This is a genomic window from Vibrio sp. 10N.261.55.A10 (assembly GCF_041470825.1).
In the GTDB taxonomy this organism is placed as follows: Bacteria; Pseudomonadota; Gammaproteobacteria; order Enterobacterales; family Vibrionaceae; genus Vibrio; species Vibrio crassostreae_C.
This window is the reverse complement of the sequence record NZ_JBFRNC010000086.1, coordinates 1-13,112: the sequence shown is the minus strand read 5'-3', so window position 1 is coordinate 13,112 and position 13,112 is coordinate 1. Positions and strand designations below refer to the sequence as shown.

Annotated in this window: 15 protein-coding genes and 1 pseudogene; 7 read left to right on the top strand and 9 right to left on the bottom strand. The window is 43.2% G+C overall.

Features of this window, described 5'->3' with window-relative positions; all coding sequences use genetic code 11:
- Positions 1-3: 3 nt before the first annotated feature.
- The 3 genes from AB4274_RS20770 to AB4274_RS20760 all read right to left on the bottom strand — a co-directional run bounded on the left by AB4274_RS20770 (position 4) and on the right by AB4274_RS20760 (position 3,925).
- Positions 4-1,521 carry an esterase/lipase family protein gene (locus tag AB4274_RS20770; RefSeq protein ID WP_372113087.1) on the bottom strand — a complete coding sequence of 506 codons (1,518 nt, stop codon included), beginning with the start codon at positions 1,519-1,521 and terminating at the stop codon, positions 4-6.
- A gap of 489 nt (positions 1,522-2,010) precedes the next feature.
- Positions 2,011-3,108, bottom strand: a complete 1,098-nt coding sequence (locus AB4274_RS20765) for a nickel/cobalt transporter (RefSeq protein WP_372113086.1) — start codon at positions 3,106-3,108, stop codon at positions 2,011-2,013.
- 94 nt (positions 3,109-3,202) lie between these two features.
- Positions 3,203-3,925: a DUF1007 family protein gene (locus AB4274_RS20760; protein WP_372113084.1), complete on the bottom strand. Its 723-nt coding sequence runs from the start codon at positions 3,923-3,925 to the stop codon at positions 3,203-3,205.
- Between the two features lie 475 nt (positions 3,926-4,400).
- Here AB4274_RS20760 and AB4274_RS20755 point away from each other — a divergent pair, with 475 nt between their 5' ends.
- Both AB4274_RS20755 and nqrM read left to right on the top strand, forming a co-directional pair.
- Complete coding sequence (locus AB4274_RS20755; protein WP_136982810.1) at positions 4,401-4,847, top strand: NifB/NifX family molybdenum-iron cluster-binding protein; 447 nt, start codon at positions 4,401-4,403, stop codon at positions 4,845-4,847.
- The gene (nqrM, locus tag AB4274_RS20750; RefSeq protein ID WP_017059103.1) at positions 4,844-5,041 is read left to right on the top strand and encodes a (Na+)-NQR maturation NqrM; all 198 of its coding nucleotides are present in this window, start codon (positions 4,844-4,846) and stop codon (positions 5,039-5,041) included. Before AB4274_RS20755 ends, nqrM begins: the two co-directional genes overlap by 4 nt.
- A 63-nt stretch (positions 5,042-5,104) precedes the next feature.
- Here the strand turns inward: nqrM and AB4274_RS20745 are convergent, their stop codons facing one another.
- Positions 5,105-5,383 (bottom strand): DUF134 domain-containing protein, encoded by a 279-nt coding sequence (locus AB4274_RS20745; RefSeq protein ID WP_372113082.1) that lies wholly within the window; start codon positions 5,381-5,383, stop codon positions 5,105-5,107.
- A gap of 34 nt (positions 5,384-5,417) precedes the next feature.
- Here AB4274_RS20745 and AB4274_RS20740 point away from each other — a divergent pair, with 34 nt between their 5' ends.
- Both AB4274_RS20740 and AB4274_RS20735 read left to right on the top strand, forming a co-directional pair.
- Positions 5,418-5,867: a PaaI family thioesterase gene (locus AB4274_RS20740; protein ID WP_017067871.1), complete on the top strand. Its 450-nt coding sequence runs from the start codon at positions 5,418-5,420 to the stop codon at positions 5,865-5,867.
- A 34-nt stretch (positions 5,868-5,901) separates the two neighbouring features.
- Positions 5,902-6,030, top strand: a pseudogene (locus AB4274_RS20735) (ABC transporter substrate-binding protein); the annotation flags it as partial.
- Positions 6,031-6,072: 42 nt separating this feature from the next.
- Here AB4274_RS20735 and AB4274_RS20730 read toward each other — a convergent pair.
- Positions 6,073-6,276 carry a hypothetical protein gene (locus tag AB4274_RS20730; protein WP_017059106.1) on the bottom strand — a complete coding sequence of 68 codons (204 nt, stop codon included), beginning with the start codon at positions 6,274-6,276 and terminating at the stop codon, positions 6,073-6,075.
- A 364-nt stretch (positions 6,277-6,640) separates the two neighbouring features.
- Here AB4274_RS20730 and pnuC point away from each other — a divergent pair, with 364 nt between their 5' ends.
- From pnuC to AB4274_RS20715, 3 genes are all read left to right on the top strand, one after another.
- Complete coding sequence (gene pnuC, locus AB4274_RS20725; RefSeq protein WP_372113080.1) at positions 6,641-7,375, top strand: nicotinamide riboside transporter PnuC; 735 nt, start codon at positions 6,641-6,643, stop codon at positions 7,373-7,375.
- A gap of 8 nt (positions 7,376-7,383) precedes the next feature.
- Complete coding sequence (locus AB4274_RS20720) at positions 7,384-8,112, top strand: nucleoside phosphorylase (RefSeq protein ID WP_372113078.1); 729 nt, start codon at positions 7,384-7,386, stop codon at positions 8,110-8,112.
- A 125-nt stretch (positions 8,113-8,237) separates the two neighbouring features.
- The gene (locus AB4274_RS20715) at positions 8,238-8,918 is read left to right on the top strand and encodes a Crp/Fnr family transcriptional regulator (protein WP_017067876.1); all 681 of its coding nucleotides are present in this window, start codon (positions 8,238-8,240) and stop codon (positions 8,916-8,918) included.
- A gap of 152 nt (positions 8,919-9,070) precedes the next feature.
- Here AB4274_RS20715 and AB4274_RS20710 read toward each other — a convergent pair whose 3' ends face one another.
- The 4 genes from AB4274_RS20710 to AB4274_RS20695 all read right to left on the bottom strand — a co-directional run bounded on the left by AB4274_RS20710 (position 9,071) and on the right by AB4274_RS20695 (position 12,710).
- Positions 9,071-10,774: an FAD-dependent oxidoreductase gene (locus AB4274_RS20710; protein WP_017059110.1), complete on the bottom strand. Its 1,704-nt coding sequence runs from the start codon at positions 10,772-10,774 to the stop codon at positions 9,071-9,073.
- Positions 10,775-11,042: 268 nt separating this feature from the next.
- Positions 11,043-11,945 (bottom strand): VirK/YbjX family protein, encoded by a 903-nt coding sequence (locus AB4274_RS20705; RefSeq protein ID WP_372113110.1) that lies wholly within the window; start codon positions 11,943-11,945, stop codon positions 11,043-11,045.
- A gap of 320 nt (positions 11,946-12,265) precedes the next feature.
- Positions 12,266-12,409 carry a hypothetical protein gene (locus tag AB4274_RS20700; RefSeq protein WP_017059112.1) on the bottom strand — a complete coding sequence of 48 codons (144 nt, stop codon included), beginning with the start codon at positions 12,407-12,409 and terminating at the stop codon, positions 12,266-12,268.
- A gap of 25 nt (positions 12,410-12,434) precedes the next feature.
- Entirely contained in the window at positions 12,435-12,710 is a 276-nt protein-coding gene (locus tag AB4274_RS20695; protein ID WP_017059113.1) for an HU family DNA-binding protein, read from the bottom strand.
- Positions 12,711-13,112: the final 402 nt, after the last annotated feature.

The window sequence follows — 13,112 nt, the reverse complement described above, 5'->3', positions numbered from 1 at the left end:
TCCTTAGCGCATTGAAATAATTTGTTGTAGAAAACGTTCAACGTTTTGTCCCGTTTTCATTGTTGAGTGGTTAGCCAATACGTTCCCCAATGCATTGGCATAACTTGGGTTAGCGCTTGCCAAGGTCACAACAACATCATTTTCTTGCGGTACTGTTTGAATGGCTTGGTAACTGACTATGGTGATTGGATGAGCTTGTGGTCCATACACACTTGGCATTGTGACCGATTGAGTTTGAGTATCGAGGTAGGCCGCAGAACTAAAGCTTCTTAGTGCCTCCCAAGCGGTAACGCCCGCCCAACGCGATCCCCATGGGAATAGACCAACGATATCAGGATCTTTCTCAATAACACCGTCTTGGTTGAGATCGGCATTTGCCCCAATAGAAAATGTATTGGCAATATTGCCGCGAGTACGCATTTGGAGCGCGTTCGATGCGGTATCTGTTGTTAGATCACGGATACCAGGCATTTTAGGACCCGCAAACGGTATATTTGGGAGTTGCATGTACTTGCCAGCGTAATTATTTGGATCGGCACTGACGTTACTGTAGATATCGGCGTAGTGGTCCATTTTTATCACCGACAAATCTGCTGCAACACTACCAAGGTGAGGTGTCGAGAAAGTAGAAAGGGAGGTTATCTCAAAGGAAGGGCTAAGTGCCTTGAGGTTTTGGGTATCTAGCCCGCCTTTACTGTGTGCAATGACGTGAACTTTATCGGATTTCAACTCATCGAGAAAACCCTGAATTTTGTTGTTCAAGATATTAGCGTTAGTCGCTGTGGTTCCATTTTTGTCAGCAGAGAAACGAGTATAACGAATGCCATAGTCATCAAGTTTAGAAAGCACGCCTGGAGCTGTATCATCATCCCAAGTGTCTGATTGTGCAGCAATGCCATGGGCAAGAACCACAGGAATGGCAACATCAAACTCGATTGAGACCCAATCGACAGACATACACCAGTTGTCTCCCGTATTGCCAGTATCAATATCGACGCGAATCTCATTGTTTTGGCCGAACTTGATATCACTGATATCGACTTGAAGGTTAGTATCCGTCCAACGGTTATCAGCGCCTTGCAACGTACCTAAAGATTTTCCGTTAAAAGACACGACATCTATTTCTGGAGCAATATTACTGACGTTGGCATTGGAGTCTATGTCGAAGACCGGCATGCTGATCCTTGCGTTAGAACCGATAACGCCTTTTTGCTGCATATCGCCCAGCTTACTTGGGGCAATTCTCCCGTCACTTTGTAAAACGTTGGGGCTGACGACCATAGGAACAGGTAAAGATATAAGTAGAGGTCCGCCAGAAGCATAGGTACAACCGGTATCCAGACCAGGACCAGAATTGACAACATAAACGCCGAGTTCTTCTTGCGGTGGCGCTATCCCAGAGCTTTGTGAACGCATCGAAAAATTACGCAATTCGTGTGAATCAGGTATATCTTCGGCACTCGCGAAACTCGGAGAAAGTAACAAAACACTGAGCGTGGCGCTCGGAATGTATAGTTTCATTTGTTTACCTTTGAGTATGGGTTATCCAAGAATTTGGGTGAAGAAAGCTCTATCTGTAGTTGTAAGGTAAAGGCTTGGAGTTTGATGTGAAATTTATTGGGTATAATTTCGGCTTGTTACTCAATTGATAAAACTGCTGCTCTATTTTTTTTCAAAATAGGAAGAGTGCGATCGCAGTTTCTGGATTGCGGAAGTTATGTCCTTATTTTCAAAAGGAGGGGGATAGTGCTCTAATATTGTTAGAACAATCTAAGTTAGTTTATGAAAGAGTAGCTAAGAATAGGAAAATCAAAGTTGGATGTAGGTTTGTTACAGAACTACATAGAGCGCGCTGTTCTGAATGGCTGACTACTAACCTAACTGGCTGTGCAAAGTAAGGTTAGTAGAAATTATGTGGCTGTTAATTCAGATTTGAGAGATAAGGGCTAGTGTTTTTTAGTAAAAATGGTAAAGGTCGCAATAAACTGAGGTTTGTTATTACATCGTTCGCTACATAGTGAAAACAGGCGACATACCGCTGTCTTGTCCACTCATTAGCAACAAGCCAATTAAGACAAGTAAAACACCACCGAATAGCTGTAAATAATGACCTGCGGCTTTTAGTGAAGCACTGTTATTCTTGTTACCTGCTGCCAAATAGCGTTTTACCAAGTTCTTGCCTGTTAGTGTCATTATAGCAATCGTCGAGGTTGTGAAAGCAGTACCAATCGCCATGGAAAAAGCACTGACAACACCCATCCAATATAGGCCAACCATGTTTGCGAAAAGCAGTACCATGATGGCTCCGGTGCACGGTCTTACGCCAATCGTCACTATAATTCCAGCATATTCTCGGAGCGTTGAGGCTTTGTTGATTGCGTCTGCATCGGCTACATGCTGGTGGCCGCACCCACAGTCGGCATGAGAATGATCTGCATGAGTGTTAGCTGCGGCTTGCATTGTGCTAGTAGCGTCGATTATCGGAGAAGGGGCTGATATTGATGAACGAAGTGCCATTGGCGAACGCGCTGAAATTGTCGCAGCTGTGTCTGTTGCGAGTGTAGTGATGGCTTTCACTTTCAGCTTAGGCTTACGCATAGAGGTGTAGATGTTTTTCAAAGCCTTCCAACATATAAGTGCGCCGACGACCGCGACTAAGGCAAAGCTTAATGAAACAAACATATTCGCTTTGTCATTCACTACTCGCATGGAAGCACTAAAGCCCCACAGCAACACGCTTACTAGTAAGATTGCGACCAATGCTTGTAAAAAAGCGGAGACGACCGTAAGCACTAAACTCGCCTTGGCTTTGGTTGGGTGAGTCGCTAAGTAAGTCGACACGATAACTTTGCCGTGCCCAGGCCCCAAAGAATGAAGCATGCCATAGATAAAGCTGAACCCGATAAGGTAACTGCCTGCGCCCCAAGGGTTGGATTTAGCTTCATAGAGCAGGTCTGCAAGTTCTGAATTGACTTCTCTTTGCCATTGAATGCTAGAGATAACTAACGATGGCCACATGGACCACAGTTGATACGCACCAATAGCAATAAGCACGAACGCGCCAGCACCAATGAGGTAGTGATTGATTTTGGATTGATTTTTCTTCATTTAACAAGAACCTATATCTGAAATCTTTCTGTTAATTAGTTGCCATGCTTAATCAGCTAGACGCTGACTTAAAGGCTGAAACGAACCACTGCGACTAAGAAGCGGGAACCGCCGCACAATGAAGCTCAACCGATTGTGTAAACAGTTGGCCTAGCGTGTTATCTGGATCTGCATCGACAGGTAAAGACATTGCATAACTCATTTGCTCTGGCGTCGGGTTAGGCTCGATTAATTCTAAATGGCATTGTCTTGCTAGTTCAAGTGACAATGTCACGTCGCTGTTGGATAGCCACGACATGTCGACAAAGTAACTAGGGTCAAAAATCAATACGCGAAGCGAGTTTCGTGTCACAGGCTTAGGTTTAGAAAGTGGTAGGTCAAATGTTAGAACCATCTTGGCTTTATCACGCTCAAACTTTGCGTTCTCAACCACCTGATATTTGATGGGCTCTTCACCATCATAAAAGTACGTGAAGTAGTGCTCGTACATCATGTTTTCGATTACAGACGCAGCGAGCTTTTTGAATGTTTCAGTTTCTGTATCGGCAGAGACGTCTTCTCCATCCAACATGTACATCGAGGTCATTGCATCAAAAGACCACTCCATAGAGAGACCGGTGATCATGCCATTCTCTCCCTCAATATGAGTTTTCATCTCTATCCAAGAGTGAGGGTGGGCATATAGATTTGGCGCAAAACACAATAATGCTAGGCCAACAGTCAAGCCCTTGAGAGAGCGAAAGCATGTCGAGAAACGGCTTACATAGCGTGTGGAGAGGCGATTGATGACATCGATTAGAATAAATGGCTGTTTCATGAGAAATGATGGTAATTTAGTGTGATGTTATATTATAACAACCCGATGCGTTGTTCACTTCAAATTATAAGCTTGTTTACATTGAAGCCGACTGCAATTCTTGATTTTCAATCCAACCTATTTTTCCTATAAACATCTTTGATTGGTCCCTAATTCGACATTATTCAGACTAGTGTGTGACGTTGAATAGTCGATTAAGCTCTCGGTTGTGCGAGGCCTTTTTGTAATGGGTTTGAGCTTGGCTCTTGATAACAGGCATTAACAACGCAAAAAATACCCCCAGTAAAAATACTACCCCCTAGTATATATGGTTATTTGAAAGGTAACTGAGATAGGCTGAAGATGACGGTAAGTTTGGGTGCTTGTGATCTTAGTTATCGATCCAGTAAATCTTATTTTTCACATGATAGTTATTGGCATATGCCAATAATGGGGCGTATGCTGAACTCCTGATCATCAATAACAGGAAGTTACTATGCTATACGCAGTACCTTGTCGCGACCTTCATGTTGGCAACCACTTTGCTCGTTCCCCACAGATCGCGATTGTCGATGAACAACGACAGATAAAACAGATTGTTCCTTTGATTGACTCCGACACCTCTTGCAATAAAAAGAAGCAATGGATTTCGGTTCTCCGTTCTTACGATGTGAAATCTGTGGTGGTTCGTTATATTGGTAAGAAGATGCTGGCGCACTTGTTCAATAACGATATTCGAGTCTTGGCATCGACAGGTAAGGCAGAAATCGGGGCTTTGGATTTCGACAATCTACGGGAAGTGACCGATCTCGATTATGGTCGCGAGCCGAGAAATAGTGGGTGTGGCAATAAAACGTGCGGCGAAAACGGGCACAAAAAACAAGCTTCGATTCTAATGGTACAGCCTAATCAGCTAGATGCTATTCGAGGGTTCCGACAATGACCTTTTTGTTGACGCTATTGGGGTTTGTCGGAGTCGTTACATTGATGGCGATAGGCGTGATTTTTTCGCGCAAGCCAATCAAAGGCAGCTGTGGAGGATTGGCGCAGTTAGATATTGAGCGTGAATGCAATTGCAAGGATGTGTGTGAAGGGCAAAGCAAAAAGCTGTATCAGATTACTGAGCCATCAAGCTAAGTATCGAAGTAAGCATCAGAGTTCTCGCTCACTGAGTTAAATAACTTCTGGCTAACACGTTAATTAACTACTTTGAATCACCAACGCGTGACCATTGACGATGCACTTGGCGACTTTAGCTCGTGCACGCTTGATAATGTTGCCGAACGTTTGGCGAGACACCTGCATTTGTTCAGCGGCTTGAAGCTGGCTCAGGCCTTCTTGATCAGCCAAGCGCAAGGCTTCGAGCTCTTCCAATAGCAATTCTTCTTTATGAAGCTCGTCCATAGGAACACCATTGGGCTTAAAACAAGAGTAAGCCGTACGGGTACACAACTGGCGATGTTTTTTTGGTCGAGCCATATCAATCTCTAGCAATCTATGGGTAAAGGTAAGTATGAAGGTTTTCATTCCACACAATCATCGGCGTTGCCAAGTGTGCAGCCAAGGTTTTTTCAACGACAGCGCCATTTGTTTTGAAGCTATTGGCGAGCATGACACTTTAACTAAGAATGAGGCAGTAGCTAAATATAAAACCAGAGCCAAGATTGTACCAACAGATAAAGCTGAGGGCTACGATGGCATCATGCAAGGTGGCATTGTCACTACATTGCATGACAGCGCGATGTTGCATTGTCTATTTCAGAATGATATCAAGGCGATGACGGTGAGTTTAACCTCTCGTTTTCATCATCCGATTTTGATTGGTCAAGAACTGGAGGTTCGTGCCCAGTGGGTGAAAAGTAGACGTAATATCTACTTCCTAGAAAGCCAAATTACTCAGTGCGGAAAGTTATGTTCGTCGGCACAAAGTCAGTTTATGTCAGTTTCTAGCTATCAAACTTAAGCTTGGTATAGCGGTGTTGTTTTATCAGTTATAAAAGTCCAACTACGGTTTCATCATCACTGAAAATAACGTGTACGAAGAAGAGATTAACCGCGCCCTGTTGAAGATTCGTGAGTCACGAAAGTGGCGTAAAATCTTGGTCGATTATTTCGCAGATCAGTAATCGAAATTAGAGGCTTATTCAAAAGCTTTTGGACTTTCGCCGTTACAGTTGATCTGAATCTGAGGCCTTGATCTTTTTGAAGTATTTAAATGCACTCCAAACCGCGTAAGCCGCAACCCCTACAATCAATGCCGAGCGAAGGAGAATAGGCGCATCATGCTCAAGTTGACCAACATGAGGAACAATACTGGCAAACAATCGACTGGTAAAAAGCAGCCCCATTACTAACATAATTACTTTATTCATGTGACCTGCCATACAATTGAGTACGTTGCACAGAACGAGTTTTGGGGCGATTACACGGTTAACACGCCAGACAACGATTCTGCTCGAAATAAAATCATGCGCTTCTCAAACGTAACCGTCAATGCGATATCGGCGTTAAGCCAGTAAGCTAAAATTTCGTTTTTGGAAGGGGGCTGTTCTGGTGCTGGAGTTTCGAGTTCGAGACTGTGGGAGGGCTATGACATCTTCCCGTGAAATTGATTTTCCGGATTTAATATTCTGATTTATGATCGCATGCATTCTAGGGGGGACAAATGTCCTCCTTTTTATTTGGAGAGGCGCAATAAAATAGGTGCCACTAAAACAAATAATAAAGGACACATCTATGGACCTATTCGCCCTACTTGATATCAACAATACTTTAGTCAATATCCCAATAGGGGATGGCTACGCAATGAGCTGGATTGAAGCATTCGGCACCGTGTTTGGTTTGTTGTGTATTTGGTTTGCAAGCCAAGAAAAAACCATTAACTACCTGTTCGGATTGCTGAATGTCACCTTATTCGCGGTTATCTTTTTCCAAATTCAGTTATACGGACTATTACTTCTACAACTCTTTTTCTTTTGCGCCAACATTTACGGTTGGTACGCATGGACACGTCCTAATGAGCAAGGTGAAACGCTAGAAGTTCGTTGGTTGAGCCAAAATAAATTAGTAGCAACGGCCGCAGCGTGTGCGATTTCTATTGCTTTGCTAACTATGTACATCGACCCATTCTTCTTTGCGCTAGCAAACATCGCGGTAGATAGCCTGAATCTATTTGGTGCGGATTTAGCGGAGCCAGTGCTTGAACCGGATGCGTTCCCATTCTGGGATGCAACGATGACCATTCTATCTATTGTTGCTCAAGTTCTTATGACACGTAAGTATGTTGAAAACTGGATACTGTGGATTGTGATTAACATTATTAGTGTTGGTATTTATGCAACACAGGGCGTTTACGCAATGTCGGTACAATACACAATCTTAATGTTTATTGCGGCAAACGGTACTCGTGAGTGGGCACGAACTGCAAAGCGAAATAGTGATAAATCACTCACTCAAGCAACGGCTTCTTAGGAGTTAAGATGGCAAAGCAACCTCATATTGGCGTTGATGAAACGCAAATTGCTCCGTTAGTTATTGTTTGTGGTGAGCCAGATAGAGCGAATCGAATCGCTAACTTGCTTGAACATGCTGAACTGGTCTCTGAAAACCGTGAATATCGAATCTTCACTGGTCAATATCAAGGTAAAGCGATATCGGTTTGCAGCACGGGCATTGGTGCACCTTCAATGATCATTGCGGTAGAAGAGCTTAAGTTTTGTGGTGTGACTCATATTGTCCGAGTAGGGTCTGCAGGCGCAATGCAGTCACATATCGGGCTTGGTGAGCTAATTATTGCAGAGGGCGCGGTTCGTGATGAGGGGGGATCTGCGGCTTACGTTAAACCGTCGTATCCCGCTTATGCAAGCTTCTCCCTGCTCAAAGAGCTAGATGGGTTCTTGCAGCAGCAGTCAACACCTTACTATTTAGGAACAGTGCGCTCACACGATAGCTTTTATACCGATGATGAACAGGCGCTTTGTCAGTACTGGAATGGCAAAAGCATTTTAGGTGCAGACATGGAAACATCCGCGTTGTTTACCGTTGGACGCTTGAGAGGGCTTAATGTAGCTTCTATCTTGAACAATGTTGTCTTGTATGAACAAGATGTAAAAGAGGGCGTTGGGCAATATGTCGATGAGGCTGAGGCAATGATGCAAGGAGAGCGGCTAGCATCTTTAGCGGCACTGGAAGCATTAATTATTCAATAAGAGCCTGAATAAATGCAAGACGAAAGCGATGGGAGACCGTCGCTTTTTTATTGGGTTCTCTCCTGTGGTTTAAGTGGTTACAATCGTTTGAATATAAACAGCAGTAATGCAATGAGAGAGTAAGTATGAAGATTGCACCATACTCAAGCGGACGCTTTAAAAACTACTTAGAACAAAAAAGCTCTGAATTTAGAGATCTCATCTACCAACACCAAGTTAACTCTCGTTACTTCAATCAAAATGATGAAATCCTACGTCAAGGTGAGCAGCTTCAGTATCTTTATGTAGTGCCCGCTGGAAGAGTCTCTATGAGTATTTCGGCGGCTAATGGGCGACGCTTTCAATTGGGCGAAGTGAATTGTGATTATCATATCTTCGGTGAGATGGAGTTTTTCACGCAGACCCCTTGTCAGTGGAACGTAGTGGCTGATGAACACATGCAAGTTGATGTTATTTGCATTCAGAGATTAGCAGAAGCACTACTTGAAAATCCGGGGATGATGTTCTTCTTTGCCTCTGCATTGGCGGAAGATTATCAAGACTCTATGGGTATTTACACTAACCGTCTTTTACACTCAATTACCTACAATATTGCGTATGATTTATTGGTTCAAAGCGAGACTAACACTGTGCTAGGCGGTTTCGATAAAGTGAATCAAGAAGCAGAACGATTTGGTACATCGAGCAGAGTGTATCGAAGAGCGGTTAAAGACCTATTAGACAAGGGTTTCATCAGAAAAGGAGATCAAGGGTTAGAAATTGTCGATCAGCGAGCACTGCAAGCTTTTATTGACTCCTACGAATAATAAAAGAGCTTGGCACTTACTTAAATGCCAAGCTCGGTTTTTCAATGTTTACTATTAACTACTCGCATCTATTTATGAGCGACTTTCTCTCAGCAACTAGCAACTAGCCCGTAAGTGTCCGCGCACCATTACCGGCGACTAAGTATTAATCCTTAAGCTTTTGCATACATGAGTGTTCTATAACCACCGATTAAGTTGCGTGCTTTAAAGCCGTTGTTGACGAGTTGGCGATAAGCCACGTTACCACGTAACCCGACTTGGCAGTAGATTACAATCTCTTTGTCTGCTGGGAGCTCACTCATTCGATCACGCAGTTGGTCGACAGGAATGTTGATTGCGCCTTCAATAAAGCCACCATTTTCTAGTTCGCTAGGGTTACGAACATCGAGTAGGAGTTGGTTGTCGCTTAATGTTGCAATCTCATCGAAATGAATAGGTGTCGCGTCACCTTTAATAATATTGTTGGCAACAAATGCGGCTTGGTTAATCACGTCTTTGGCACTCCCGTAAGGTGGTGCATAGGTTAATTCAAGGTGTTGAAGCTGATCAACGGTCATACCTGCACGTTGAGCTACTGCCATAACATCAATGCGTTTATCAACGCCATCTTTACCGACGGCTTGCGCACCTAGTATTTTCCCTGTCTTAGGGGCGAATAACATCTTGAACGAGACAATCTCAGCGCCAGGATAGTAGCTAGCGTGGCTTGCGGTATGCACATAGACTTTTTCATAGTCGACGCCTTCACGCTTCAACTGTTTTTCGTTTTTCCCTGTTGAGGCAACGGCTAGGTCAAAAATCTTACAGATAGCTGTGCCCTGTGTACCTTGATAGATTTCATTGCGTCCGAGCATGTTGTCGGCAACCATACGACCTTGACGGTTAGCAGGGCCAGCAAGCGGAACTAGAGTTTGTGCACCTGTGACAAAGTCTTTTTCTTCGACCACATCACCCACAGCGTAGATGCTAGGATCGCTAGTCTGCATCATTTCATTGGTGTAGATACCACCTAGTTCGCCAATTTGAAGTCCTGCTTCTTTTGCTAACTTAGTCTCAGGACGCACACCGATAGCCATGATTAAGATATCAGTAGTTAATGACTCGCCATTATTAAGTGTTAATTCTAATTCACCCTCTATGTGTTGGTGCTTCTCGCTCTCGCCTGAATCAAAACTTGCGATGTGTTCGTTAGGTATATATTTCACAGACTCAAGCGCGACGCCGAGTTTTAGGTCGATGCCTTTGTCACGAATCTCCGCATGGGCAAAGCCGGCCATTTCCCGGTCTACTGGCGTCATTACTTGGTCAGCCATCTCAATCAACGAAGTCTTGATCCCAAGCTGATGAAACGCTTCCATCATTTCCAAGCCGATAAAGCCACCGCCAACAACTGTCGCGTGCTCAGGTTTATTCATTTGGATTGTTTCGATGATGCGATCCATATCTGGAATATTGCGTAGTGAATGGGTGAGGGGGTTATCGATTCCTGAGATGGGAGGAACGACGGCACCGGCTCCAGGGCTGAGTAATAAGAAGTCGTAACTCTCGCTGTAGTGATTACCATCAACAAGATTTTTGACTGTAACGGTTTTATTGGTGCGATCAATAGAGGTAACTTCGTTCATCACTCGTGCGTCAACGTTGAAGCGAGCTAAGAAGCTTTCAGGTGTTTGTAACAGAAGCTTGCTTCTATCCTCGATATCGCCACCTATGTGGTATGGCAATCCACAGTTGGCAAAAGAGACGAATGGTCCTCGTTCAAACATTATGATTTCGGCTTCTTCACTAAGACGACGAGCGCGTGCAGCAGCTGAAGCACCTCCAGCTACGCCACCGATGATTACAATTTTAGTCATACGTTTACCTATTACTGTCTCTAAGTTTAACTATACAAATTGCCGAGCATAGAGCTTGTATCTTCTTAATGATCAGTACTGGCTGGTCGCCGGCGATTGAGTAGTTTTCGAAATACCTAGATACTATAAAGATGTAAATTAGCATTGTCTAATATTTATTTTAAAGCTATCACCTCGGGATTGAGCGTTTGGTCCAAGGGCTGTGATTAGACTAAAGCACGCTAGTAAAGGTAATACGCGTTAGCGAGTCGAGTACAGGTTAGCCAAATTAACTGTCATGAGCATAATGAACAGGATCATGGATGTTCTGACTGATTACGTTCTTCAGATCTTGTTCATACAGATCTAGCCAGGCATAACGCTCGCGATACAACTTACGCTTTTGACGTTTTAGAGCTTCAAGATCTTTCCTGTTCGGGTTTGTCGGGAGACGATAGAAATAGTTATCATGCACCTGTCCATCGTGCTCTTCCCACAGACTGTCGTATTTAAGGCTGATGTCTTTGTTTTTCTTACCGTAGCGTAATGAGTTCGAGACATGACCAGACTCTTTTACCGCATAGATATTGTCGATACCCAAGTTAATAGCGAGCAGTCGTAGTGTTTCTACCATGAAGGATTTAGGTCTTAAACCGTAAAAAGCTTTGGTGAATGTGCGGCTAAATCCATTGTCATTGGCGCCACCCTGTATACCGCCGATGTAGATGTTGTTGTCGAAAACAGTAAACGAAATGGTATACATTTTTTCGAGTTGAGAGTTGGTCAATGAAATTGTCAGTTCACCTTCTTTTCTCGCGTTTCTTTCGAAGCTGAGATTAACCAGATAAACGTTGTCATCTATCTCAAGTTTTAAAAGATTGAGCCTTTCGTTATAGATTTGGTGTCTAGCTTCTGTTGCGAAGGTGTTTTCAAACCAGTCGTAGTGTTTGGATAAGATATCGATCTTTTCTTTATTGCTAAAGCCAGTACATAAGTAGGGAGTCACAAATTTAGAAAGGAAGTTGGGTTGCTTGATAAATAATAGCTTTCTCTCTTCAGAGTTGAAATTATTACTCATTTTTCGAGTAGCTGAATAATAAAACAGGGCTCGAATAGTAAACTTAACTATCGCTTTGTACTTACCCTTATTTTTATGGGTATTTGCTTCAATCCCCATGCGAACGACATTCATAATCACCTCAAAGAAGAAGGATTGCTCGAACATAGTCGTGTCATGAACCCTTCCAATAATCTCACCAATAACAAGAAAATGATGATAGTGAAAAAGGTGATTTGGGTAAGTATGGATATGTATAGCTATGTAACTCAATCAGTTACTTAGCGTTCAGATTTTGGACAGATGTGTTTGTCGCTTTAGTGGGGAGGGGTATCAATGTTATTTATTAGAGGCGCTTGCTCCTAAATCAAAAATGCCACTACAAATCTGCAGTGGCATTAGAACGATAACAAACTATCACCTTGCTTAAACCTAAACTTTAGTTCTTATATAAACTAAAGTTCTAACAGTTTAGCCAGTTCACGCTCTTCGAGAAGCTCTTCAATGCGTTGACGAGTCTTAGGCGTTTCGGCTTGCGCTTTAGTCGACTTGCCTGCTTTTTTGCTTCGGCTCGTTTTCGCTTTTTCCTTAGTCGTCATCGTAATCTTCCTTGTGTTTTTTGTGTTACAGGTTGCACGTTTCTTTTAGTGCCTTGCCCGCTTTAAATGCTGGCGTCTTTGATGCGGCAATCTGAATCTCTTCTCCGGTTCGCGGGTTACGACCAGTGCGAGCAGCTCGAGAGTTAACTTTAAAGCTACCAAATCCAAGGATCGATACGTCATCACCGTTCGCAAGCGAAGTAGAGATACCTTCAACTAGCGCATTTAGTGCTGTGCCTGCTTGGTCTTTTGAGATGTCTGCAGAAGTCGCGATGTGTTCAACTAATTGAGATTTGTTCATAATCTATATTCCTTATTGAGTACGGCTGGCGTCTACCTTTAGCACCTAGCTTATGCGATCTTATCAACAGCAATTGAAATAATGTCAGTGAGCGGGTAGAGCTTTGTAAAGTAACCAACAGAATTGACTATAAAAGCATCTGTCGGTTCAATCAATGCAATTCATTGATTATTATTGGTTTATAGACATGTTGCCCAAATTTACTTGAGAAAAGAGCATTAGGGTTGCCCGTTCGATTCATAATCCAAATCGAAGCTGTCATCTATCACGTTGATAACGAAAGAGTAAAAACAAAGAAGCCCAGCTTAATTGCTGGGCTTCATGTTGTGCTGTCAGAGCGATTTGTTAATTCAGAACTATTTAGTAATAAAAATTTGTTCTGTTTCTAGGGCGTGTTGATCT